The sequence below is a fragment of the Rossellomorea sp. GQ25 genome (assembly GCF_059758515.1).
The window spans coordinates 46829-69360 of the sequence record NZ_JCAXEQ010000011.1 but is presented as its reverse complement, the minus strand read 5'-3'; the positions used below and the strand labels follow the sequence as shown (position 1 = coordinate 69360).

Sequence of the window (22532 nt, the reverse complement as noted above, 5' to 3'; positions counted from 1 at the left end):
AATTTTATACGAAAATATAAAAAAACCTTGAAAAATTATATCTACGCGATATAATAGTACTTGTCCTTTAAAAAGAGACAAGAAATAGTCTGGTGACAATGGCGAAGAGGTCACACCCGTTCCCATGCCGAACACGGAAGTTAAGCTCTTCAGCGCCGATGGTAGTTGGGGGATCTCCCCCTGTGAGAGTAGGACGTCGCCAGGCGGAAATTTATTTTTTGCATAATCACTTTATTAGTGAAGCTGCATATAGTAGAATAGATAGTAGTAATCATCTTAAGTAACATTTATATCGTCGCGGGGTGGAGCAGTTCGGTAGCTCGTCGGGCTCATAACCCGAAGGTCGCAGGTTCAAATCCTGTCCCCGCAATACCATTTTTGACTTAGAATAGGATAATCCTTAAAGAGTCACGCATGGATAGTTATTTTCGCTATCGCGAAAAAACTTTGGTCCGGTAGTTCAGTTGGTTAGAATGCCTGCCTGTCACGCAGGAGGTCGCGGGTTCGAGTCCCGTCCGGACCGCCATTTTTGTTTATTCAAACGAAACTTTGTTTCGTTTTTTTATTGTCTGTGACCACAACCTTTACTCTCATACCCGAAAAAGGGTAAACTACATATATACATTCTCCCTTAGGGTAACAAACGATCCTAAGGGTTTTTTATACTCTAAATGACGATTGAGGAGATTAACATGAATCAGTTTGAGATCATAACGACCAGTCCAGAGGAAACAGGCCAGTTTGCAGAGAAATTGGCAGCGAACTTGAATCCTGGAGCTGTGTTAACATTAGAAGGTGATCTTGGGGCGGGAAAAACGACTTTTACCAAAGGTCTTGCCAAGGGCCTTGGTGTCACGAAGACGGTTAACAGTCCCACCTTTACCATCATTAAAGAATATAGGGGTCGTTTGCCTCTTTATCATATGGATGTATACAGGTTGGATGATTCCTTTGAAGATTTGGGATTCGATGAATACTTTGAAGGGGAAGGTGTGACCGTCGTTGAGTGGGCTCACTTAATTCAAGATCAACTTCCGGAAGAATTATTAAGTCTATCGATTTACCGGGAAGGCGATTCCACGAGAAGAATCGTGTTGAAGCCCTATGGTGATCGTTATAGTGAATTGTGTAAGGAGATTGTGTCATGACGATATTATCGATTGATACCTCCAATTATCCGTTAGGCGTTGCGCTTATCGAGGAAGACAAGGTAATTGGAGAGTACATTACCTATATTAAGAAGAATCATTCAGTAAGAGCCATGCCGGCTATCGAACAATTGTTAAAGGATTGCGGGATTGGGGCGAAGGACTTAACGAAGGTTGTCGTTGCAAATGGTCCGGGTTCCTATACAGGTGTCCGGATAGGGGTCACCTTAGCGAAGACCCTTGCATGGTCCCTTGGCATCCCGCTCATTCCAGTATCAAGTCTTGCGACACTGGCTTCATCTGGACGATATTTTACAGGATATATTGTTCCTTTGTTCGATGCAAGAAGGGGACAGGTATACACTGGACTTTACGAGTTTCAGGGAGATCAATTAATTTGTGTTGAAGATGATTGCAACATACTGCTGGAAGAATGGGTGACGAAGTTAAAGGATTTTAATAAAGATATCCTATTTGTCGGTAATGATGTTAGCATTCACGAGAGCATGATTAAGGAAGTCCTGGGAGATCAAGCAAAAATCGCTCCTTTTGTCAGTCATAATCCACGTCCCTCTGAACTTGCTTTTATTGGTAGTGGTCTGGAAGAAAAGTCTGCGCATGAAGTGCTCCCTAATTATATACGGATGGCTGAAGCAGAAGTGAAATGGATGGAATCTCAAAAAAAATCTGAATAGAAGATAAAGGATCGTTAGAATATGGATATACGATTTATGACGGTTGATGATTTAGAGGCTGTAATGGAAATTGAAGACCAATCTTTTAGCATTCCTTGGAGCCGGGACGCTTTCTTGAATGAGATCGAACATAACCACCTGTCTACGTATCTCGTTGCCGAAGATGAAGACAAGCTTGTTGGGTACTGTGGGGTGTGGCTTGTAGTGGATGAGGCCCATATCACAAATGTGGCTGTGCTCCCGGATTATCGGGGGCGGGGCTTGGGAGAAGGCCTCATGCGCAAGATCATAGGTATTGCGATTGAATTTGGAGCTCGTGTGATGACCCTCGAAGTCAGGGCATCCAATACACCGGCACAACATTTATATCGAAAGCTGGGGTTTCAAGATGGAGGAATCCGTAAGCGGTATTATTCGGATAATCAAGAGGATGCTTTAGTAATGTGGGTGAATTTATGAAAAAAGATACGTTTGTATTGGGAATCGAGACAAGCTGTGATGAAACAGCTGTGGCGATTGTGAAAAATGGAAGAGAGATTGTGGCGAATATTGTTTCGTCTCAGATTGAAAGTCATAAGCGGTTCGGTGGAGTGGTCCCTGAAATTGCTTCACGTCATCATGTGGAGCAGGTTACGTTTGTGCTGGAGGAAGCGCTTGAACAAGCTGATATGACGATGGACGAAATTGATTGTGTCGCCGTGACGGAAGGACCCGGTTTAGTGGGAGCCCTTCTGATTGGTGTTAATGCTGCCAAGGCACTCGCTTTTGCTCATAACAAACCTTTGGTAGGTGTCCATCACATTGCAGGACATATTTATGCAAATCGATTAGTGAAAGAGATGAGGTTTCCTCTGCTTTCATTAGTTGTTTCCGGAGGCCATACAGAGCTTGTGTTCATGAAAAAGCACGGTTCGTTTCAAGTAATCGGGGAGACCCGGGACGATGCAGCGGGGGAAGCCTATGATAAAGTGGCCCGGACCTTGAGTCTTCCGTACCCTGGGGGACCCCATATCGATCGGTTGGCTCATGAAGGGGAACCCAATATTGATTTGCCCCGTGCATGGCTAGAAGAGGGTTCCTATGATTTTAGCTTCAGTGGATTGAAGTCGGCAGTTATTAACACGTTACACAATGCAAAGCAAAAAGGAGTAACCATTCATCCACAGGATTTGGCAGCGAGCTTTCAAGCCAGTGTGATTGATGTGTTAGTGACAAAAACCGTTAAAGCTGTAAAGCAATATGGAGTGGAACAAGTATTACTGGCTGGTGGAGTTGCAGCCAATAAAGGCTTGCGTGCTGCCCTTCAAGAAGCATTTGAAGGGGTGGAAGCGGAGTTGATCATCCCTCCGTTATCTCTTTGTACTGATAATGCTGCTATGATAGCAGCTGCTGGAACGGTTTTATTTGAACAAGGCAAAAGAGGAAGCATGAATATGAATGCTCATCCTGGTCTTGATATCGAGAATTTCTAAAAGGGAAAGCTTAAACGAGACTTCGTTTAAGCTTTTTGTTTATTAAATCCAGTGATTGTTCGTGGGTATTGTTGATATCTTGTGAGTGAATGAGAAGAAAAAGGAACGAACATACGTTTTATCAACAGACTGTGGATAAAATGTTAATAACTACATAAATAATGTGTACACTATGTGAAAAAACTCTATTATGAATGACCTAATTTATGGAAGTTATTGTGGATAACTTATGTTTGAATTGTGGATTATGTGGAAAACCTCTGTTAATAACGGATAAACAGGATTTGGATTGTGGATAATGATGTGGAATAAAAAAAGGATTGGGGTCCTATAATTATCCCCAACCCTGTGGATTACTGTTCTTCCTGAAGAATCTCCTCAAGTTCTGTCCATTCTTCCAAAAGAGAATCAAGCTCTTCTTTTGCTTTTGTGAGGGAGTCATTGATGTCCTGTACCTTTTCATGATCTTGAAAGATGTCAGGGTCACAGAGAAGATCCTCTTTTTCCTGGATGTCTTCTTCAAGAGTTTCCATGAGACCTTCAATTTCTTCTACTCTGCGTTTGCGTTGGCGCTCAAGCTTCTTCGCCTCTTTATCGATCTTGTGGGACTGTTTTTGAGTCGTCACCTGTGATGACTCTTGTTCTCCTTGTTCCATCCGTTCGAGTGCAGCCAGTTCTTCCTGCTGTTGTAACTTCTCTACATAATAATCGTAATCGCCAAGGTATTCCGTCGATCCCTTTTTGGACAGTTCTACAACCTTTGTGGCAATTCGATTAATGAAATAACGGTCGTGTGATACAAAGAGAATCGTCCCAGGGTAGTCAATCAATGCATTCTCCAGCACTTCTTTGCTATCTAAATCCAGATGGTTCGTCGGCTCATCCAGGATCAAGACATTCCCTTTTTCCATCATGAGCTTGGAAAGTGCCAGACGTGCTTTCTCTCCACCACTCAGTGTGGAAACAGGCTTTAAGACATCTTCCCCTGAGAATAAGAAGTTTCCAAGTACAGTGCGGATTTCTTTTTCCATTTTCATTGGGTATTCGTCCCAAAGTTCATTTAAGACGGTCTTATTGGAAGATAGTTCGGCTTGTTCTTGATCATAATAACTAATCGAAACATTTGATCCGAATTTAAATGCTCCTTCTAGAGGGTGCAGCTTATTGACCAATGTTTTCAACAGAGTCGATTTCCCGATTCCGTTTGGACCTACAAGAGCGATACTGTCTCCCTTTTTAGCAGAGAAGTCGATGTGAGATGAAATCTGTTCGTCTTTTTCATATCCGATGGTAAGGTCTTGGACGTGAAGAACATCATTTCCACTTGGACGATCAATTTGAAAAGCAAAGTTGGCAGATTTCTCATCTCCCAGGGGTCTATCCATTTTGTCCATTCGTTCCAGCTTTTTTCGGCGGCTTTGGGCCATCTTAGTTGTAGAAGCACGGGCGATATTCCGTTGAATGAAGTCTTCGAGTTTAGCGACCTCCTGTTGCTGGCGCTCGAACAACTTGAGATCCTTTTCGTAGTCTTCTGCTTTCTGTTCAAGGTATTTACTGTAGTTACCCAGGTATTTCTTGCTTCGATTCCGGGAAATCTCATACACTTGATTGACGACGCTATCCAGGAAGTATCGGTCATGGGAAACGATCAAGACGGCTCCTTCATAGCTTTGAAGGTACGTCTCAAGCCACGATAAAGTCTCAATATCAAGATGGTTTGTCGGCTCATCAAGAATGAGAATGTCAGGTCTGGTTAAAAGAAGTTTACCAAGCGCGAGACGGGTTTTCTGGCCACCGCTCAATGTGGATATTTTTGTATCGTAATCGAAATCTGCGAAATTCAATCCGTGAAGGACAGAGCGGATATCCGCTTCATATTGGTAACCACCGGAATCCTTGAACCTGACTTGAAGCTCATCGTATTCTTTTAATACGCGTTGATAGAGCTCTTCTTGGTCATACACCGAAGGGTCGGCCATCTGCTGCTCCAATGTTCTTAATTGCTTTTCCTGTCTCTGCAATTCCTCGAAGACGGTCAGCATTTCCGACCAAATGGATAGATCAGACTCCAAGCCGGTATTCTGAGCCAGGTATCCAATGGAAACCCCTTTTGGTTTCGTGATGTCTCCGGAATCATAGGAGAGATGTCCTGCAATTATTTTTAAAAGAGTCGACTTTCCTGCACCGTTGCGTCCAACGAGAGCCACCCGATCTCTTGTCTGTATTTCAAGCTTAATATTTGATAGGATATTATCAGCACCAAAGTTTTTCGTTAGTTGATTCACTTGTAGTAGAATCATGACGTTTTCACCTCTATTTCATAGTGCTAGTGTACCGTATTTGGGAGGGGAACGGCAATAAATCGACTATTAATCTTCGTACACTTAGGATAAAATATAGTGTATGATGGGTAGTAGAGTTTTAAATTCTGTATGCTTTCTATTTTGGAAGCGGTATCAGAGGTTTTGAATAGATGTGGGGGAATACAATATGAACCAGGATACAACGAAAATTCCACAGGCAACGGCTAAACGCCTTCCGCTATATTATCGCTTTATCAAGAATCTGTACTCATCGGGAAAGCAGAGGGTTTCATCAAAAGAATTGAGTGAAGCGGTGAAGGTTGATTCTGCCACGATACGCAGAGATTTTTCTTATTTTGGCGCGTTAGGTAAAAAGGGTTATGGCTATAATGTCAATTACCTTCTATCCTTTTTTCGTAAGACATTAGATCAAGATGCCATTACGAAGGTTGTGCTGATAGGTGTAGGGAATCTCGGTACAGCGTTTCTTCATTATAATTTCATAAAAAATAATAATACTAAGATTGAAATGGCTTTTGAAGTAGATGAAAAGAAGGTTGGGACACAAATCAGCGATGTACCCGTTTTTCATTTAGATGATTTAGAAGAGAAGCTTGAGGGGCATGATATTGAAGTGGCCATTCTGACGGTTCCGGCATCTTCTGCTCAAAATATCACAGACCGATTGGTTTCTTCTAATATTAAGGGGATCCTGAATTTCACTCCTGCGAGATTAACGGTGCCGGACCATATTCGCGTCCATCATATTGATTTGGCAGTTGAACTTCAATCACTGGTATACTTCTTAAAGCATTATTCAGAGGATGACACGGAAATGTCACAAGATGGAATCATATCCGAATAGAAAATGATTCGTATATACGTTATGATAGAATGGTAAAAGAGGAGGTGTCTCATTATGTTAGGTGCAGGTAGTATCGTACTGATAACTGTTGTTGCTTTACTGATCTTTGGACCAAAGAAATTGCCTGAGTTAGGGAAAGCAGCTGGTAATACATTACGCGAATTTAAAAATGCAACAAAGGGCTTAGCAGATGATGAGGACGATAATAGTAAAAAAGCTAAGTAGGGTAGGATGAACGCCATGAGTCAAAGTCAAAGAGACATGACAGTCTATGAACATATAGGAGAATTGCAAAAACGACTCATGTTTGTAGTCGTTTTCTTCTTGTTAGCGGTAATCGTGAGCTTTTTTCTTGCGGAGCCGTTGATTCGATATTTGCAGCACGCGGATGAAGCGAAAGAATTGACGATGAACGCCTTTCGGATTACAGACCCTCTCAAAATCTATATGGAAATGATCATGTTTATTGCGATCATCATGACATCACCCGTCATTCTATTTCAAGTATGGTCGTTCGTAAGTCCAGGCTTATATGAGAAAGAGAGGAAGGTAACGCTCAGTTACATACCGATTTCTGTCATTCTTTTCTTAGGTGGATTGTCATTTTCATATTTTATTTTGTTTCCATATGTTGTGAAATTCATGATGGGTTTATCAACCAATCTGAATATCCAGCAAGTGATTGGAATTAATGAATACTTTCATTTCCTGTTTCAAATAACCATTCCATTTGGATTTCTATTTCAACTGCCGGTTATTATGCTGTTTCTGACACGCCTGGGAATTATTACGCCGATGCTGCTGGCACAAATGAGAAAATTGGCGTACTTTATATTGTTAGTCATAGCCGCTTTCATCACACCGCCGGACATCGTTTCGCATTTAATGGTAACAGTTCCTTTGCTTCTTCTTTATGAAATCAGTATTTGGATTTCTAAAATCGGGTATAAAAAGGTTTTGGAAGCAGAACAAAAGCTTGAAATGGAACAGTTCGAAGATATAAATAAGGATTGATCAAATGATCAATCCTTATTTTTTATTCTCTATTTTCTTTTTAATTTTGAAATGCAGCATCACCATCCGCAACCCGGAACCAAAATCAAGAGTTGCCAGAAAGACGAGCATATAAGTGAAAAATCCCCAACCATCATCCTGTACATTTTGTACAGCAAAGTATGTGAAGAGCACACCTAGAAGGAGATAGATCACGCCTGAGAATAATGGTGATCTCCTCATAGAAATAATCCTCCAATAAATCCTTGTATTTGTTCAGCTTCGTTGATCATTTTTTCAATTTCATCCTTATAGATAGATTGCATTAGAACGACGGTTGTATTCATGGCAACATGGGCAAATATTGGAACCAGGATACGCTTCGTTTTGACATAGAGAAACGCAAAGGTAAAGCCCATAGCAGAGTACAAGATCACATGCTCAGGCTCAAAGTGCGCGAGAGCGAATATAACAGAACTGATTAACGCGGCGAAGAAGAAATTCATCTTCTCATAAAGTACACCGAAGATAATCTTTCTGAATACAATCTCTTCTAATATTGGCCCAATGATCGCAGCTACCATCATGGATAGTGGTACCTTTTCGATAATCCCAATAATCATTTGCGTATTTTCAGATCCCATCTGGATACCTAACGCATACTCAATTTGAATCGCGATGGATTGGGCGATGAACGCCATGAAAATCCCGACTACAGCCCACACAATTGAACCGCCTGCATTCATGGGAGCGGAACGTTCAAGTCCTGTGCTTGTTTCACTTTTCCTTAGAATGCCCCATACAACGAGCAGGGTTAACGTAAAGCTGATCACGAGCCAGTATCCCGGAACGACACTCTTAACTGTATCTTCGGGTTGACCAAGCACATCTACACCAATTTTAAATAATAAGGGGATGCCTACAACACTTGAAAGCTGCATGACAATATAGGTAATTAAGATATATCCGAAATGTTTTTTCAACGTATGATCTCCTTTAGCACCTGTTCGATGAGGATAACCTCATTTCATCTTGAACTCACTCTTGTACAATTCTACTAAGAAAAGAGGAACTGTTCAAATCTAAGGGTTTTGTTAGAATTGTCACACTTCAATCGACTTAAGAATAAAGGCATATGGTGAGGCATAGTATAGGAGGTGTGAAAAAAAGAGAAATATGACGAAAAAAATTTTAAGCAGGACTCTTGCAAAATGAAAACGAATTAATTAATATAATAGTTGTATTAGCACTCACAACAAGCGAGTGCTAATAAATATCATTTACATAATTTCAAGGAGGTTGTTTCACTTGTTAAAACCACTAGGTGATCGCGTCGTTATCGAGCTAGTTGAGTCAGAAGAAAAAACAGCAAGCGGTATTGTGCTACCGGATTCCGCAAAGGAAAAGCCACAAGAAGGTAAAGTGATGGCTGTAGGTACTGGTCGCATTCTTGACAACGGTGAGCGCGTTGCTCTTGAGGTAGCTGTCGGCGATCGAATCATTTTCTCTAAATACGCTGGTACAGAAGTGAAATACCAAGGCACAGAATACCTGATCCTTCGTGATAGCGATATTCTGGCTGTAGTTGGCGAATAATCAAACTTCGTATATAAACAATACTTTATTTAAATAAGAGGAGGACTTTATCAATGGCTAAAGATATTAAATTCAGCGAAGAAGCACGTCGTTCCATGCTTCGCGGTGTCGATCAATTAGCAAATGCAGTAAAAGTAACTCTTGGACCAAAAGGACGTAACGTGGTACTTGAGAAAAAATTCGGTTCACCACTTATTACAAATGATGGTGTAACCATTGCTAAAGAAATCGAACTGGAAGATGCATTCGAAAACATGGGTGCAAAACTGGTTGCTGAAGTAGCAAGCAAAACAAACGAAATCGCCGGTGACGGTACAACGACTGCAACGGTTCTTGCTCAAGCGATGATCCGTGAAGGTCTTAAAAACGTAACAGCTGGTGCTAACCCTGTAGGCGTTCGTAAAGGAATCGAAAAAGCGGTTCAAGCGGCTATAGAAGAATTAAAAGTGATCTCTAAGCCAATCGAAGGTAAAGATTCAATCGCTCAAGTTGCGGCAATCTCAGCGGCTGACGAAGAAGTGGGTCAACTGATTGCAGAAGCAATGGAGCGCGTTGGTAACGACGGTGTAATCACAATCGAAGAATCTAAAGGTTTCACAACAGAGCTTGACGTGGTAGAAGGAATGCAATTCGACCGTGGATATGCGTCTCCATACATGGTGACTGATTCTGATAAAATGGAAGCTGTTCTAGAAAATCCATACATCTTAATCACTGACAAGAAAATCGGTAACATCCAGGAAGTTCTTCCTGTACTTGAGCAAGTCGTACAACAAGGTAAGCCACTATTAATGGTAGCTGAAGATGTTGAAGGTGAAGCACTTGCAACGCTTGTTGTGAACAAACTTCGCGGAACATTCAATGCTGTTGCTGTTAAAGCTCCTGGCTTCGGTGATCGTCGTAAAGCAATGCTTGAAGACTTAGCGGTTCTTACAGGCGGAGAAGTGATTACAGAGGATCTTGGATTAGATCTTAAATCTGCAAACATCACTCAACTTGGCCGCGCTGCGAAAGTAGTGGTAACGAAAGAAAACACTACTGTAGTAGAAGGCTCTGGAGATCCGGAAAAAATCGCAGCTCGCGTAAATCAAATCCGTGCTCAATTAGAAGAGTCCACTTCTGAATTTGATAAAGAAAAATTACAAGAGCGCCTTGCTAAGCTTGCAGGTGGAGTAGCAGTAGTGAAAGTAGGAGCTGCAACTGAAACTGAGCTTAAAGAGCGTAAACTACGTATCGAAGACGCATTGAACTCTACTCGTGCAGCAGTAGAAGAAGGTATCGTTTCCGGTGGTGGTACTGCACTAGTGAACGTATACAACAAAGTAGCATCAATCGAAGCGGATGCAGATGTAGCAACAGGTATCAACATCGTGCTGCGTGCTCTTGAAGAGCCAATCCGTCAAATCGCTCACAACGCTGGATTAGAAGGTTCTATCATCGTAGAACGTCTGAAGAAGGAAGAAGTAGGTGTCGGTTTCAACGCAGCTACTGGTGAGTGGGTAAACATGATCGAAAAAGGTATCGTAGATCCAACAAAAGTAACTCGTTCTGCACTTCAAAACGCAGCGTCTGTAGCAGCAATGTTCCTGACTACTGAAGCAGTAGTAGCGGACATTCCTGAAGAAGGCGGCGGCGGTATGCCAGATATGTCTGGAATGGGCGGCATGGGTGGAATGGGCGGCATGATGTAATAAGCTGCTTCACCCCTTGATATATAAGGGTTTTATGTAAGATGAGAATGGAATGTTAACATTTTGTTAACATGAGGTTTTTTTAATGGAGGCTTCTCATGAGTTCACTGAACTGTTGGGAAGCTTCTTTTTCATTTCTTGGGTTACCTGGAGATAGACATTTTTCGTAATTTGATCATTTGTATGGCCAAGTCGGTCCATGATTTGTTCGAGTGAAACACTGCCTCGGCAAGAAGTGACGTATGTGTATGCCGCAAAGAGTGTGGTGTTAACTATTCATTCAGGCTAGCAAGGAAAGCAGGCTTTTTATACGGTCTCGAATATTTTTTATCACAATGGGATAACCGAACTGTCGCTCCATCTTGGCAAAGATAAAGTTCTTATCGTAGTATTCGTCGCCTAATCGCTTTATTACAATTCTCCACCTAGATTTTAGGGATTATGGGGTCACTAGCATATACTTTAATGTATTGGGTTGTAATACGTCTTAGTAGGCTTGTCGTGGGGTTTACGAAGTCTACTTCTTTCCACTTGAGAGCAACTAATTCTCCAACCTTGATTTCTGTAAAGGTTAGAATTAAAACAATCAAGTAATCATGTTCAAGTCCATTATTTTTGGCTGTTTCTAAAAACAAGGCCAGTTCTTCTTTTCAAGATACTTTGGAACTTCCTCTTCTTCCAACTGTTCAATTGTTTTCTTATCTTTAACGTAAGCAAATTCCGTCGAATCCTTCTTAATAAAATCCAGTTCTAATGCTTTTCGAAAAATCATTCTCCCTGTTCGATTGATTCCTTCTCTTGTGCTATCAGAATACCCTTGTCCTTTAAATCGTTTAGGGAATCTTGATACATCTTTCTAGTTATGTCTTTCAATTTTAATTGAGCGAAATAGGGTAACAACTTTCCAATCTCAAAGGTGCGAACTTTTTATTGAGTATTATACAGAAAACATAAAAAAACAGGCCCTATATAAAGAGCCTGTTTGTATAAACGATTTAAGATTAAGCAGCTTTTTGAACGTTAGAAGCTTGAGCTCCGCGAGCACCTTGCTCAACGTCAAACGTTACTTTTTGACCTTCGTCTAAAGATTTGAAGCCATCACTTTGGATTGCAGAGAAGTGTACGAATACATCGTCTCCATTTTCACGTTCGATAAAGCCAAAACCTTTTTCTGCATTAAACCATTTAACTGTACCTTGTTCCATTTTTGTTGCCTCCTAGTGCGTTACCACACATTGTATTACTATCCTTGGCCAAAGTACCATCAAGATGAAAAGTTGATATTCATACTTTCCTTTACACCGAACAAAAATAATTCTTCTTAATCATATCAGGAAACGGAAAAAATTGCAAATTATTGATATTAACTAAAACAGTAAAAATCCGCAAAGAAAATGGTAAGCAATCATAAAATACAAACAAAGAACTCATAATGACCATTCTAATTAAGTTATCTTTGTTGAACTAACAGGTGCAAGAGTTGATAAGATCCGGGCTGCCGAAAATGGCATACCATGGGATAAGGGAATGGACTTTAAAAGAGTTCCTTGGGATGAAAGTCAAGTTACTCTTCCTTCTAGTGTAATTACAGGCATTGAAACAGCTTTATTAACAGAAGTGAATTTACGATGGTTTACAACTTATTTATCTGCGACTTTTAAAGGATCCCATTCTGTTATTTTCCCTTTATTGGTAATACGACATGATTCCTATTACTTTTTCTGATTTTTTAAAGAAAAGTAGTTGACGATGGAAATGAGTTTATGATATTATTAAAATTTTGATAAAAAATAATATATATGTTAAGATTAAGAAGGTTACCAAATATGGAGGTGGATTATTTGTTTCAAATTGGCGATAACATTGTTTATCCAATGCACGGAGTAGGTATAATTAAAGACATAGAAGAAAAGGAAATCTCAGGGGAAAAACAACAGTATTATGTCATAAGAATGTTAATCAGTAATATGCAAGTCATGATTCCTACGGGTAAAATATTGAGTTCAAGTATACGCCCAGTTACTGACTTAATTGCATTGAAACACATCATACACATTTTTCAGCATGGAGAATCAGATAGATTACTGCCGTGGAAACAAAGATTTAAAGTGAACACGGACAAAATTAAAACGGGTAAAATACAAGAGGGTGCTGAAGTTGTACGTGATTTAATGCGTATGAAGAAAGAGAAAGCACTTAATTCAAGCGAAAAAAGAATGCTGAATAACGCAAATGAATTTTTGATTAGTGAACTGAGATTAATTAAAGGGATCACTGAAAATCAAATAAAAAGTTTTTGTTAATTTAACTAAAAGATAATGTATTACATCTCCCGAAAATACCTGAGTTTTTTGGGAATATGATTATTATTTAAAGTAAAATATTTCAAAGGCATTCTACTTCTTCAGCTCACTTTTGGAGCATTAACCTCTATTGTTATTTCTACAACCTAATCCATTTTTATTATTTTAATTTCTTTTACGAACGCTTGAAGTTTCATCAAATAACTTGATAAAATAGTCGCTTGTTTTTGCAATCATGATTCACACTGGCACGGACAAGGAGCCGTGAGGAAGAAAGAGAGGTAGGCTTTCATTGTTTTAGGTATACAATATAATATCAAAGTCATTATTTCTAGAAGAAAAACAATCAATCTCACCTCTATCTTTAAGAATCCTTTACATCTACTGAGACAGTGAATAGTAATTGTTTATCTTCTTTACGTAAAAGAGATAAACCGATGGTAACACCATATGGTCAACAACAAAAATGGTTTCCAGACTAGGAAACCATTTTTATTTACCACATTAACTTATATTACGTTCGTTTATTAAAGTGTCTTCAGAAATGATTATAAACAGTTTGGGTTTACTCGAAGTGGAGGTACTCCTACTGTTATATTCGAAAGAGTATTTTCACTAGATAGGGAAAGACAGGTTCTTCTTCAGCTAACGGGTGCTTTACTTCAATAAGGAGTAAGGCTTTTCTTGTTCCACTAACATAAGCAGTTTAGTTAAATAAACTTTCATGCACATTCAACATAAAAAACCATCCTCTAAAATATTAAAAGTGATGGTTTTTAAGATATTTTATTTAAGATTTTTCCAACAATAAATCCGAATAGTAATCCAGGAAAAACAAACAACATTGGGAGCCATACAGGACCCAATAACACTCCAAATATCGTTAAGTCTGAGGAGAAAATTAATCCAACAGTTACAAAAAACGCAGTGAACACATACGAAAGGAAAGAATAAGGGGCTTTGTCTCCTCCTGCGTCTTTAACTGCATCCCACATAGAAAAAAAGTACAAACAAGGATAAAACATCAACCACTGATAGTTCGTATATTTTATTGCATTGGCAATTTCTCCGTGAAAACTCATAAGTATAATCTGATTGAAATTGGATTGTATATTAATCAGAAATTCAAGTATTAATAAAACTGTGCCTTTAAAATACTTTCCGTTTAAATACTGTCCAAATCCAGGAAGTGCAATGCTCCATATTAATTTTTCAAATATGCTCTTATTCACTCAATAACCCCCAGCAATTGTGCTTACTAGACTTCATTTGCAATTTCTTTTCTGTTAGGAGCAAGTGGGGGTTGTTCTAACCATTTATTTTGTGCCATAATATTAAACCATTTCTTTGTTACCATAAGATTTTTGAGAATAGTACCCTCATAAGCGGTCACAAGGTCTGTACGCATGGCTGATGCTAGTCCTGCCCCATGATAGTTTTGTGCAGCTTGAAACAAAAAACCGATATGATACATCATTAACTTATCGGAAAAAGGAGAGTCCGTTGAAGTTGTAACTTCTGTTTCCCCAGATTTCGGAACTGGTAAGTTATCTGTTTGCATTATTCTTGAAAAAATTTTTATTTGACCATCAGTCGTGTTCTGGGAGTAAGTTAAGAACTTTCTTTCTTCTTTTATTTGAGCGACTTGACTGAATGCGATAGAAAGGGTTTTAGCCATAATGCTTTTTTTAAGGTTGAAAGAAATACAAATGATATCTGTCGCTGATAATTTTCTACTTTTTCCGAAAAATCCATCTGTGAAATCTTGGCTGGACGTCTGCTCACTTGGGGAGCATGACGCGGTGGGTGTCGCTTATGGAATTCGTGTAACTGGCCGGATGGAAAGTGTATTAAAAAAGATTATTGATAACAAAGCCCTGTATAGAATAGGCGGAATGCCTCTGGTGTTCGAAAAGGTAAATTTAATCTCTTTTGTTTTTTTGCTATGGTAAATTTCTTACGATCATCATACTAAAGTAAGGAATTAAGCATAAAAAATTATGTTCAAGAAAAACAATCTCAAACTCAGTACTTTGTTCATATCTTATTGAAAATCCACAGTAAAGAGAATTTCTGTTTAGGCCGCAGAAAAGAAGTTTTAACAAGTAATATCCTTTCGCGGAAAAAATAATTTTTTTCTGAGATATCAAGATGTTTCTTACCATCTTAGAATTCTCTTGTTCACTAAAAGTAGCTGCCTTTAATCATTTGTTGTATTTCTTATACATATATTTAATACCATTTTTCTGATTGTTACCATCCCTAAAGTATGTGCCGAGAAGTTACCATTTCTTGATTAGCACCTGCCACCGTTTCTATTTATGTGACCAATTAGACACAGGTGGTTCATTAAACCAATTTTTCCTTATTAATAACTTCAGCCCTTTCTCTGAGTAGTCTTCAACCATTTTGATTAGTTCCTTTAAAGAATCTATATGATCCTTTTTATAACTGGATACCACTGCATTTTGTAGATTGCTTATACTTACTGGATTTAGGAACAATATTAAGTTTGCCATTAATTTATCTGAAAAAGGTGATTCCTTTACTTTATTAACGTGAGCCTCTAGTCCAGTTGTAGTTGGAATTCCATTTTCTCTATAGATATCGGATAAAGAGGCTGATTGATAAAATGCTAACTTTTTCCCTTCTAGTATAAATTTCTTTGTGTCCATATCCTCTACGACTTCAGAAAAACCGATACAAAGAGCAACTCCAACATTGTTACATTGAAGGGAACTGAACATATTTGCCAATTCTACCGCATTAAGTGGCCGTTGCTGAGTTGATGCAACTTTGAATAGTTTCCCATCCCTTTCATCTGCTTTTTTATAAGAGAAGGAATTATTTTGTAATAAATCTTTATCATTAAGCAATTTTAATAAAGAAAAATCTAATTGAATTACATCATTGAGTAGTTTTTTATAAAAATTTTTTACTTTATAATCTGTTAATTCAACATATTGACCAGCAAGCGTTCGCAATCCATTACTCGTTATATGCTTTAAGATTTCTATAATTAATTGGTCTGAAAATAGCTTTGTTGTTGAACTATATATATCATCTTCCATGAAGAACGGTGTATCTTTATAACCTTCCTCAGACAATAATTGAGTAGCCTCTTGTTCTTGATATGTAGAGATTTCATATATTTCATTTAAAATATTCCTTAAATCAGTATCCTCAGAAGTTTCACTAAGATATTTTAATAATAAATTGATCATGTTTGAACTTGATTGTAAGTACCAAAGGAATCCTAATTCATTTACATTCATTTTTTTATACCCCCTAAAGATTCGATTTCTTTTATTAGTTTGTCAATAAAATTCTTGATTATTCATGTATCAGTAATTCTTCCTAAACACACATAGAGTTTCCGTGTATAGGATTGAACCTTTCGAAAAGGAACAACATTTTATATATCCGACCAAACTGATGTTGGTAATATAATGATTCAAAAATATTGAAGTGAATATCTAAAACGAACTTCCTTCAAAAAGTCGAAAAGAAATACAATCAATTCAATATAATGACTAATTCAGTAAAAGAGGTTTTTGAATTATATAAAGGTGAAGAAGATATTTTTATTTTTGGTGGAGAAGAAATATATAAGTTATTCTTACCTATGGTAGAAAAGATGTATATAACAAAAATCCACGAAGAGTTTGAAGGTGATACGTTTTTTCCAGAAGTTAACTTAAGTGAATGGAATGAAGTGTCTGTAAAAAGAGGAATAACAGACGAGAAGAACCCATAAAAATATGAATTCTACGTTTATGAGAGAGCAATTTAATTATTCGGCAATCGGGGGCTTCGTATTACGTACGGGGGCATGGGACATTTGATCCCTTCCGATAAACTGTTCACCCCCTACTTGTTGAAACATGTTTGAGGCTGGTTAGGACACTATTGTGATCTCGAATAACAAGCGAAGATATGAAACTAACCTTAAGCTTGAATTCTACAGAATAGTATTGTTTGGCCATATAAAAAACTCCCCAGGTAAACAGATTTTATATTTGATCTGTCTACCTTTAGGGGAGCATATCACTATCAATGGGTATGCCATTTATTCAATAGCAACAATCTTTTAGAGACAGCTTTTAATATAATATTCATGAAATAGCCAAGTTTGAACCCACTGTACAACCCATAGTTCCGGCAGTGTTCAGTTTTTTTACCAGACAGTCGAAAAGTAAACATAGAAAAAACTTTTGAATTACTTAAACACCAGATTCTTCAAAGTAGCTATTTTCTAGGTTTTCATTGAACTTAATACTCAGAGCTTTTAAATTTGCTTTTACGTAGGGAATAAATGATAAATAAAAGTGGAATATAGCTATATATAAAATAGAAACCTACCTCTGAGGTGAATTTCCCTAGTGCATCTACTTTCAGACGGTCATCAATAAAGATGCTACAAAGTAATATGAATAGCATAATCGTATATAATGATTTCCTTGGTTTAATTTTCGTTATTTTCTTTAAGATCCTCGTACAACACCAGATTGGAATACAGACGGTTGGAAGTATAACCAAAAGCCAAGTAAAGATAAAAATAAATTCAATTCGCATGATAAAAGTAAATTCAACAATCTTAATCATGGCTAATGTCGGCCATAATGTATGCTTAAGTTGACCTTGGCTAAAATAAACGAAGGTTATTAATGTAACTAATAGATATATGAAAGTTGTAAATGCTAATGCTCCATGTGCCCATTTTGCAGATTTAGAAGGGTGCTTAATAAATGGGAAGTAAATCAACAAGGACTCAAACCCAATAAATATAAGGGAAGATGCTTTAGAGGATTGAGCTATTTCCAGAATTGAATGGTTAAAAACCGGCATTAGGTTTCTAAAATTAGCATATTGTAAAGGAAAATATAACGTTAACAGAAGAATAGAAGGTAGAACCACTCCTAGGAAGCTTATTCCCGTCAATGTTCGGAATCCTCCGGTAATGATATAAATGACTAGACATGCTAACCCTAGACTAAGCTCCCAAGTTTTGATCATTGGGAATACCCATACCTGTATAGTTTCTATATAAGTACGAAAAACGGTAAGAGCCAAAAGTAAAAAGTATCCCATAACAATAACCGATAAAAAATTCCCGATTTTTTCACCAAACGAAATTTGATGAATTTTTAACAAGTCTTTGGTAGGGTTACTAACCATTTTTAGTATCATCCATAATATAATATGAAGGCTTAGACCAGTGATAATAACTGAGATCCATGAATCATGTCCAGCATTTTCAATAATCGTATTCTGAAAGCTCAGAAGACCAATTCCCGTTTGAGATGAGTGAATCAAAAAGAAAACAAAAAAAGTAGAAACTAAATAGTTTTCTTTATTATTTTGCTCCACTATCCATTCACTCCCGTCTGGAGAAAGTTTATCTTCGTTTCAATTTCAAATTCTAAATTTGGGTATTGATCACTAAAGCTATCTTGCGTCCAATCCCGTTTTTCACTTCTAACTAAATCTCCAAATCCCACAGGATCTACTTGTTTCTCTTTAAACTCTTCCAATAATTTTTCGATTTTTGTGCTTAATTCTTTTTCGATCTTTTTAGATAATTTATCTACATCTTTCTTTTTAGAAAGATCAAGAGACCTTGGGTAATCTTTAATAAGAGCAAACAAATCAAGTTTAATTTTCACCTGTGGCTTTTGATGAGTATTTTTAATGGAGACTTTTCGTTTTCCATACATAATTTTTAGAAAGATTTTCTCTTTCTGTTCGCTGATGAATTCATAAGTACCACTAATATTTTTGTCTTTAATGATCTTAAAGAGGAACGCTTCCCTATCCTGAAGGAGCATCATCAATTTGTCACCTTTAAAAATTCCTAAACCATCAACCATTATCTTTTCAGATTCATAAATGGTTAAGACCGGCAAGTAAACATCTTGTCCAGTACCAAAATATTGATTTAATGCTGTATGAATGTTCGTTCGCGGCGTATTCCCGTATTTTATATTTTGTTCAATTACATCAGAGAGATAATAGGGTGGATATCTCATAGCAAGATTAAGAACTTCAGCAGCATCCTGCTTTGATATTACCACTGTTGCAATGTTTTCCATCATTGGGTCTCTGACAAGAGTACCCATTAAATCTTTAATGCCTTCTTTTGCAAAAGGTTCTCCCATTAATATTGTTCTTGTTTTTCCAATTGCAACAGGGTGTGGTACTTGTTGCGTAAACGTCGTAAATACTCCATTTACAGTTTCGGATTTTGCTGTAAGAAGCTTTACTGGTGCCTCTGCTGGTTTTTCATAATGAACATGGAAAGAGGCGCTCCCTTTTATTTTATCATCTTCAAGATCATAGCCTAATGATTCAATTATTTTTAAATCCTCGACTATTTTATTCCTAGAGCATCCTACTATTAACAACAGGACACATAGGATTTTTAAAAATTTCTTCATGGCCCACAACCTCTTGAAAAAGAAATAAGTTATTCGTTATTATAGTCATCCTCGATATCTTTATGCTTTTTGACATTGTACCTATGCAACTTTAGAGGTCTAAAGAGGGTATACCGTTTAGTCGTGACACTTAAAGAAGACCGAATAAAAATATCGTTTAGATCTCTGTACCTGAATGGGTATAGAGGTGCCAAATAGGGTGTGCCAAGAGATTTTAACCTTATTAGATGGCACAGGATAAAAGTAAGACCCAGGGTTACCCCAAAACCTCCCCATATTGCAGCTAAGAGAATAAGTGGGAATCTTAATATCCGAATCGTATTAGACATCTTGAAAGTAGGAGTAGTAAAAGAAGCAAGTGCTGAAAGAGCTACGATGATTAATAAAATGTTACTTGTAAGTGCAGCTTGAACAGCAGCTTGCCCAATTACAATACCTCCAACAATTCCCAGAGTTTGGCCTACTTTTGTCGGAAGTCTGGCTCCTGCTTCTCTCAAGAGTTCTATTGTAATTTCTAAAAATAAAGCTTCCAGTAAAGGAGGAAACGGGACATTTGCCCTTGACATGATTAACGGAGTTAACAGATCTTCCGGAATGATTGCATAATGGTGTGTTAATACTGCGACATATAATGGTGTTGCAAAAATTGAAAAAAGGACACCTATAATTCGTATTAATCGAAAGAAAGACCCTACTGGCCACGGTGAGTAATAATCCTCTGGTGATATAAAAAAGTTAAATATACTGGTAGGTCCTGCGATAACATAAGGTGAACCGTCACTAATAACGATTACTTGTCCACTTAAAAGCATAAACTTTGTACGATCCAAACGTTCTGTAGACATAAATAGCGGAAAAGGTGTATTTGAGTTATCAGAAATAATCTGATCTAGAACTGAACTATCGAATATAACATCCATATCTAAATCCTCAATACGTTGTTTCATTGTTTGAATGTGCTGTGGATTTGCAATTCCATCAATATATCCAATCATAACCCGAGTATTTGAAAGAGATCCTTTAGTAAATTCTTTAAAAACAAGATCGTCGGATGTAATTTGCCTTCTCAATAGGCTGAGGTTTGTATCAAGATCTTCGACAAAGCCCACATTTGGTCCGATTACACTATATTCATTTTCAGCATCATTAAAATCTCTATAACCCTTCGTTCCATTCGAAAGATTAACCAAAATACCATTCTCAGGAGTTTTCGTTAAATGAATAAAAATGTAGCCTTTTGTCAGTTTGTTTATGAATACTTTAGCATCGGAAGTGATTTCTCGATCTTCTATAGGTATGGCATTCATTACATCCGTAAGTTCTGTAAATACTTCCTCTGCAGATTGAATATATGGAAGGAGATGATGATGTATTTTTTTTTCATCAATAAGGCTCTTATAATAGGAAAAATATATAGGTGTCCCATTGACGTTTTTAGTGGAAAATTGGTAAAAATCATCAGATTTAGAAACCTCTTTAAACAAATCATGTATTGAATTGTTTTTTTGTTTTATGAAATTCCGCAAGGAACCATCACCTCCCCATATGAAAACAATCAAGTATTATTCTTGTCTAGTTTAGGCAATTTCTGGTGTTTTTATGTATTTGTGTTCGATGAATACTCATGCTGATTTGGACACAAGAAAAAGGGATTAAAAAGAGTAAAAAACGTCACATATTCAATAAAATACACTCGTTTGGCGAATGGTCATTTTGTAAAATCAATCTCGCATGAGGACTTTTACATTGACACTTACCTATTAGTTAGTTAATATTTGGATATGGAAAACAGAAAAAAACAAATCATAGATTTATGAAAAAGCATTTAAAGAATTATTTGAGGAAATAAAAAAAATATCTGATGACCAACAGAGAGAACAAGCTGAATTTAATGCTGAGCAATTAAAAGAGGCTTTTGAAACAAAAGATTCTAGGCTTTTTAAAAGGTTCTATAGGTACGGGCGCTTCATTAGCAACTATCGCGAGATTCTTCGGTTTGTCAATATAAAAAATTGCCCTTCTCATCATCTGAGAGAGGCGTTTTTTATTTAAGTGCGGTAATCCCTGAGAAAATCGTGTTGTTACAAATGTATGGACAATTAATTACAAACCGTCCCTATTAACACAACTTCGTGGTCGTTCGCATGATAGTAAACCCATTAATTTTTTTGACCATATTTTGACCACGAAACATATAGAACGGTATATTACTTCATTGTCATTTTAGGTAGTAAAAAGCGCTAAACCTTGATATAACAAGGGTCGTTTTATTTCGTGTTTCTTCATATTTATATGGACACATAAAAGAACGTAAAAAATACGGTCTAAAAGCTTTTTAATTGTGGAAGTGGTATGGCAAATTGCCCCACACAATGATCATAAAAATGCTCATAGTTTTGCTCATAGAATTTATTTATTCTGTTTTAATCTATTTTAAATGAAAGAAGAAACCCCCAATAAATCAATGATTCTATGAATCTATTTTCTTCTATTTTAAAACTTAATGAATGGGCGGCATGATGTAAGGTTTTCCTTACACCTCCCCCTTACGTAATAAAGCTACCAAAAAAGAGCCTACTTCCTTTATAAGGAAGTAGGCTCTTTTTGATAATATACTATTTGATAGGGGAGTTTAGCGTGGTAACGTGACGGGGGTCACTCACTTCTTTTACCACCCTATTCTCGTAACATGAAGGAAGCTTCTTATTTATAGAATAATATCAACATTGAAAATTACCAGAGCCATAAAAAAGAAGCCCTCATCACAAGATCTGCTATGAGGGCTCTACCTAAATTAATTGGCTTTAAGTTTACCTTTCACTTCGTACATTTCTACAGACTGAGCAGAAGCTTCGATTAAAATTTACCTTTCTTGGTTCTTAGCTCGGATCCGTCTTCTAGTAAAGGAAGAAACCTCACATTGTTTGGTGTTTTTTGATTATAGCTGTCAATCAAATCAATAGTGACGTCTTCATCCCCCTGGTTAACGACTACAACCATTATATTTTGCGGCATGGTTCTTTCGTAAA

Annotated in this window: 22 protein-coding genes, 2 tRNA genes, 1 rRNA gene and 2 pseudogenes; 15 read left to right on the top strand and 12 right to left on the bottom strand. The window is 37.4% G+C overall.

Features of this window, described 5'->3' with window-relative positions:
• Positions 1-88 precede the first annotated feature (88 nt).
• From rrf to tsaD, 7 genes are all read left to right on the top strand, one after another.
• Positions 89-205 (top strand): 5S ribosomal RNA (gene rrf / locus AC6CIB_RS21985).
• Positions 206-296: 91 nt separating this feature from the next.
• Positions 297-370: transfer RNA gene (locus tag AC6CIB_RS21980), tRNA-Met, on the top strand.
• 79 nt (positions 371-449) lie between these two features.
• Positions 450-526, top strand: a tRNA-Asp gene (locus AC6CIB_RS21975).
• Between the two features lie 166 nt (positions 527-692).
• A complete protein-coding gene (gene tsaE, locus AC6CIB_RS21970) occupies positions 693-1148 on the top strand; it encodes a tRNA (adenosine(37)-N6)-threonylcarbamoyltransferase complex ATPase subunit type 1 TsaE (RefSeq protein ID WP_498284312.1) in 456 nt (151 codons plus the stop codon).
• On the top strand, positions 1145-1843 hold the full coding sequence (tsaB, locus tag AC6CIB_RS21965) for a tRNA (adenosine(37)-N6)-threonylcarbamoyltransferase complex dimerization subunit type 1 TsaB (protein ID WP_498284310.1): 699 nt from the start codon (positions 1145-1147) through the stop codon (positions 1841-1843). The genes tsaE and tsaB overlap by 4 nt, the downstream gene beginning before the upstream one ends.
• Positions 1844-1864: 21 nt before the next feature.
• Positions 1865-2302, top strand: coding sequence for a ribosomal protein S18-alanine N-acetyltransferase (rimI, locus tag AC6CIB_RS21960; RefSeq protein WP_498284308.1), 438 nt, complete (start codon positions 1865-1867; stop codon positions 2300-2302).
• Positions 2299-3315: a tRNA (adenosine(37)-N6)-threonylcarbamoyltransferase complex transferase subunit TsaD gene (tsaD, locus tag AC6CIB_RS21955; RefSeq protein WP_498284306.1), complete on the top strand. Its 1017-nt coding sequence runs from the start codon at positions 2299-2301 to the stop codon at positions 3313-3315. The genes rimI and tsaD overlap by 4 nt, the downstream gene beginning before the upstream one ends.
• Before the next feature lie 353 nt (positions 3316-3668).
• On the opposite strand, the gene AC6CIB_RS21950 is transcribed toward tsaD, so the two are convergent.
• The gene (locus AC6CIB_RS21950; RefSeq protein ID WP_498284304.1) at positions 3669-5615 is read right to left on the bottom strand and encodes an ABC-F family ATP-binding cassette domain-containing protein; all 1947 of its coding nucleotides are present in this window, start codon (positions 5613-5615) and stop codon (positions 3669-3671) included.
• 190 nt (positions 5616-5805) lie between these two features.
• On the opposite strand from AC6CIB_RS21950, the gene AC6CIB_RS21945 reads away from it, so the two are divergent.
• The 3 genes from AC6CIB_RS21945 to tatC are packed head-to-tail and all read left to right on the top strand — an operon-like array spanning position 5806 to position 7497.
• On the top strand, positions 5806-6483 hold the full coding sequence (locus AC6CIB_RS21945) for a redox-sensing transcriptional repressor Rex (protein ID WP_149157836.1): 678 nt from the start codon (positions 5806-5808) through the stop codon (positions 6481-6483).
• A 54-nt stretch (positions 6484-6537) separates the two neighbouring features.
• The gene (locus tag AC6CIB_RS21940) at positions 6538-6708 is read left to right on the top strand and encodes a twin-arginine translocase TatA/TatE family subunit (RefSeq protein WP_044340658.1); all 171 of its coding nucleotides are present in this window, start codon (positions 6538-6540) and stop codon (positions 6706-6708) included.
• Between the two features lie 15 nt (positions 6709-6723).
• On the top strand, positions 6724-7497 hold the full coding sequence (gene tatC / locus AC6CIB_RS21935; RefSeq protein WP_498284302.1) for a twin-arginine translocase subunit TatC: 774 nt from the start codon (positions 6724-6726) through the stop codon (positions 7495-7497).
• Positions 7498-7512: 15 nt separating this feature from the next.
• Here the strand turns inward: tatC and AC6CIB_RS21930 are convergent, their stop codons facing one another.
• Together AC6CIB_RS21930 and AC6CIB_RS21925 are read right to left on the bottom strand one after the other, a co-directional pair.
• Complete coding sequence (locus AC6CIB_RS21930; RefSeq protein WP_044340660.1) at positions 7513-7719, bottom strand: YdiK family protein; 207 nt, start codon at positions 7717-7719, stop codon at positions 7513-7515.
• Positions 7716-8459: a CPBP family intramembrane glutamic endopeptidase gene (locus tag AC6CIB_RS21925; RefSeq protein ID WP_498284300.1), complete on the bottom strand. Its 744-nt coding sequence runs from the start codon at positions 8457-8459 to the stop codon at positions 7716-7718. The genes AC6CIB_RS21930 and AC6CIB_RS21925 overlap by 4 nt, the downstream gene beginning before the upstream one ends.
• A gap of 325 nt (positions 8460-8784) precedes the next feature.
• Between AC6CIB_RS21925 and groES the strand changes: the two genes are divergently transcribed.
• Together groES and groL are read left to right on the top strand one after the other, a co-directional pair.
• Positions 8785-9072 carry a co-chaperone GroES gene (gene groES / locus AC6CIB_RS21920; RefSeq protein WP_034766060.1) on the top strand — a complete coding sequence of 96 codons (288 nt, stop codon included), beginning with the start codon at positions 8785-8787 and terminating at the stop codon, positions 9070-9072.
• A gap of 53 nt (positions 9073-9125) precedes the next feature.
• The gene (gene groL / locus AC6CIB_RS21915) at positions 9126-10763 is read left to right on the top strand and encodes a chaperonin GroEL (RefSeq protein WP_149157832.1); all 1638 of its coding nucleotides are present in this window, start codon (positions 9126-9128) and stop codon (positions 10761-10763) included.
• 625 nt (positions 10764-11388) lie between these two features.
• Here groL and AC6CIB_RS21910 read toward each other — a convergent pair.
• On the bottom strand, positions 11389-11535 hold the full coding sequence (locus AC6CIB_RS21910; RefSeq protein WP_498284298.1) for a hypothetical protein: 147 nt from the start codon (positions 11533-11535) through the stop codon (positions 11389-11391).
• 229 nt (positions 11536-11764) lie between these two features.
• Positions 11765-11968 carry a cold shock protein CspC gene (gene cspC / locus AC6CIB_RS21905; protein WP_498284296.1) on the bottom strand — a complete coding sequence of 68 codons (204 nt, stop codon included), beginning with the start codon at positions 11966-11968 and terminating at the stop codon, positions 11765-11767.
• A 304-nt stretch (positions 11969-12272) separates the two neighbouring features.
• On the opposite strand from cspC, the pseudogene AC6CIB_RS21900 reads away from it, so the two are divergent.
• Positions 12273-12443 (top strand): annotated as a pseudogene (locus tag AC6CIB_RS21900) (acyl-ACP desaturase); the annotation flags it as partial.
• A 146-nt stretch (positions 12444-12589) separates the two neighbouring features.
• The gene (locus tag AC6CIB_RS21895; RefSeq protein ID WP_498284294.1) at positions 12590-13066 is read left to right on the top strand and encodes a CarD family transcriptional regulator; all 477 of its coding nucleotides are present in this window, start codon (positions 12590-12592) and stop codon (positions 13064-13066) included.
• 776 nt (positions 13067-13842) lie between these two features.
• Here the strand turns inward: AC6CIB_RS21895 and AC6CIB_RS21890 are convergent.
• The 3 genes and pseudogenes from AC6CIB_RS21890 to AC6CIB_RS21880 form a co-directional block, all read right to left on the bottom strand.
• A complete protein-coding gene (locus AC6CIB_RS21890) occupies positions 13843-14298 on the bottom strand; it encodes a hypothetical protein (RefSeq protein WP_498284292.1) in 456 nt (151 codons plus the stop codon).
• Between the two features lie 26 nt (positions 14299-14324).
• Positions 14325-14849: pseudogene (locus AC6CIB_RS21885) on the bottom strand (DUF3231 family protein); the annotation flags it as partial.
• A 532-nt stretch (positions 14850-15381) separates the two neighbouring features.
• Positions 15382-16341 carry a DUF3231 family protein gene (locus AC6CIB_RS21880; protein ID WP_498284290.1) on the bottom strand — a complete coding sequence of 320 codons (960 nt, stop codon included), beginning with the start codon at positions 16339-16341 and terminating at the stop codon, positions 15382-15384.
• Between the two features lie 251 nt (positions 16342-16592).
• On the opposite strand from AC6CIB_RS21880, the gene AC6CIB_RS21875 reads away from it, so the two are divergent.
• Positions 16593-16823 carry a dihydrofolate reductase gene (locus tag AC6CIB_RS21875; RefSeq protein WP_498284318.1) on the top strand — a complete coding sequence of 77 codons (231 nt, stop codon included), beginning with the start codon at positions 16593-16595 and terminating at the stop codon, positions 16821-16823.
• Positions 16824-17338: 515 nt separating this feature from the next.
• Here AC6CIB_RS21875 and AC6CIB_RS21870 read toward each other — a convergent pair.
• The 4 genes from AC6CIB_RS21870 to AC6CIB_RS21855 all read right to left on the bottom strand — a co-directional run bounded on the left by AC6CIB_RS21870 (position 17339) and on the right by AC6CIB_RS21855 (position 22518).
• Positions 17339-18436, bottom strand: coding sequence for a GerAB/ArcD/ProY family transporter (locus AC6CIB_RS21870; RefSeq protein WP_498284288.1), 1098 nt, complete (start codon positions 18434-18436; stop codon positions 17339-17341).
• Positions 18436-19503, bottom strand: a complete 1068-nt coding sequence (locus tag AC6CIB_RS21865; RefSeq protein ID WP_498284286.1) for a Ger(x)C family spore germination protein — start codon at positions 19501-19503, stop codon at positions 18436-18438. The genes AC6CIB_RS21870 and AC6CIB_RS21865 overlap by 1 nt, the downstream gene beginning before the upstream one ends.
• A gap of 29 nt (positions 19504-19532) precedes the next feature.
• Positions 19533-21029, bottom strand: a complete 1497-nt coding sequence (locus AC6CIB_RS21860; protein ID WP_498284284.1) for a spore germination protein — start codon at positions 21027-21029, stop codon at positions 19533-19535.
• 1330 nt (positions 21030-22359) lie between these two features.
• On the bottom strand, positions 22360-22518 hold the full coding sequence (locus AC6CIB_RS21855) for a hypothetical protein (protein ID WP_498284282.1): 159 nt from the start codon (positions 22516-22518) through the stop codon (positions 22360-22362).
• Positions 22519-22532 lie beyond the last annotated feature (14 nt).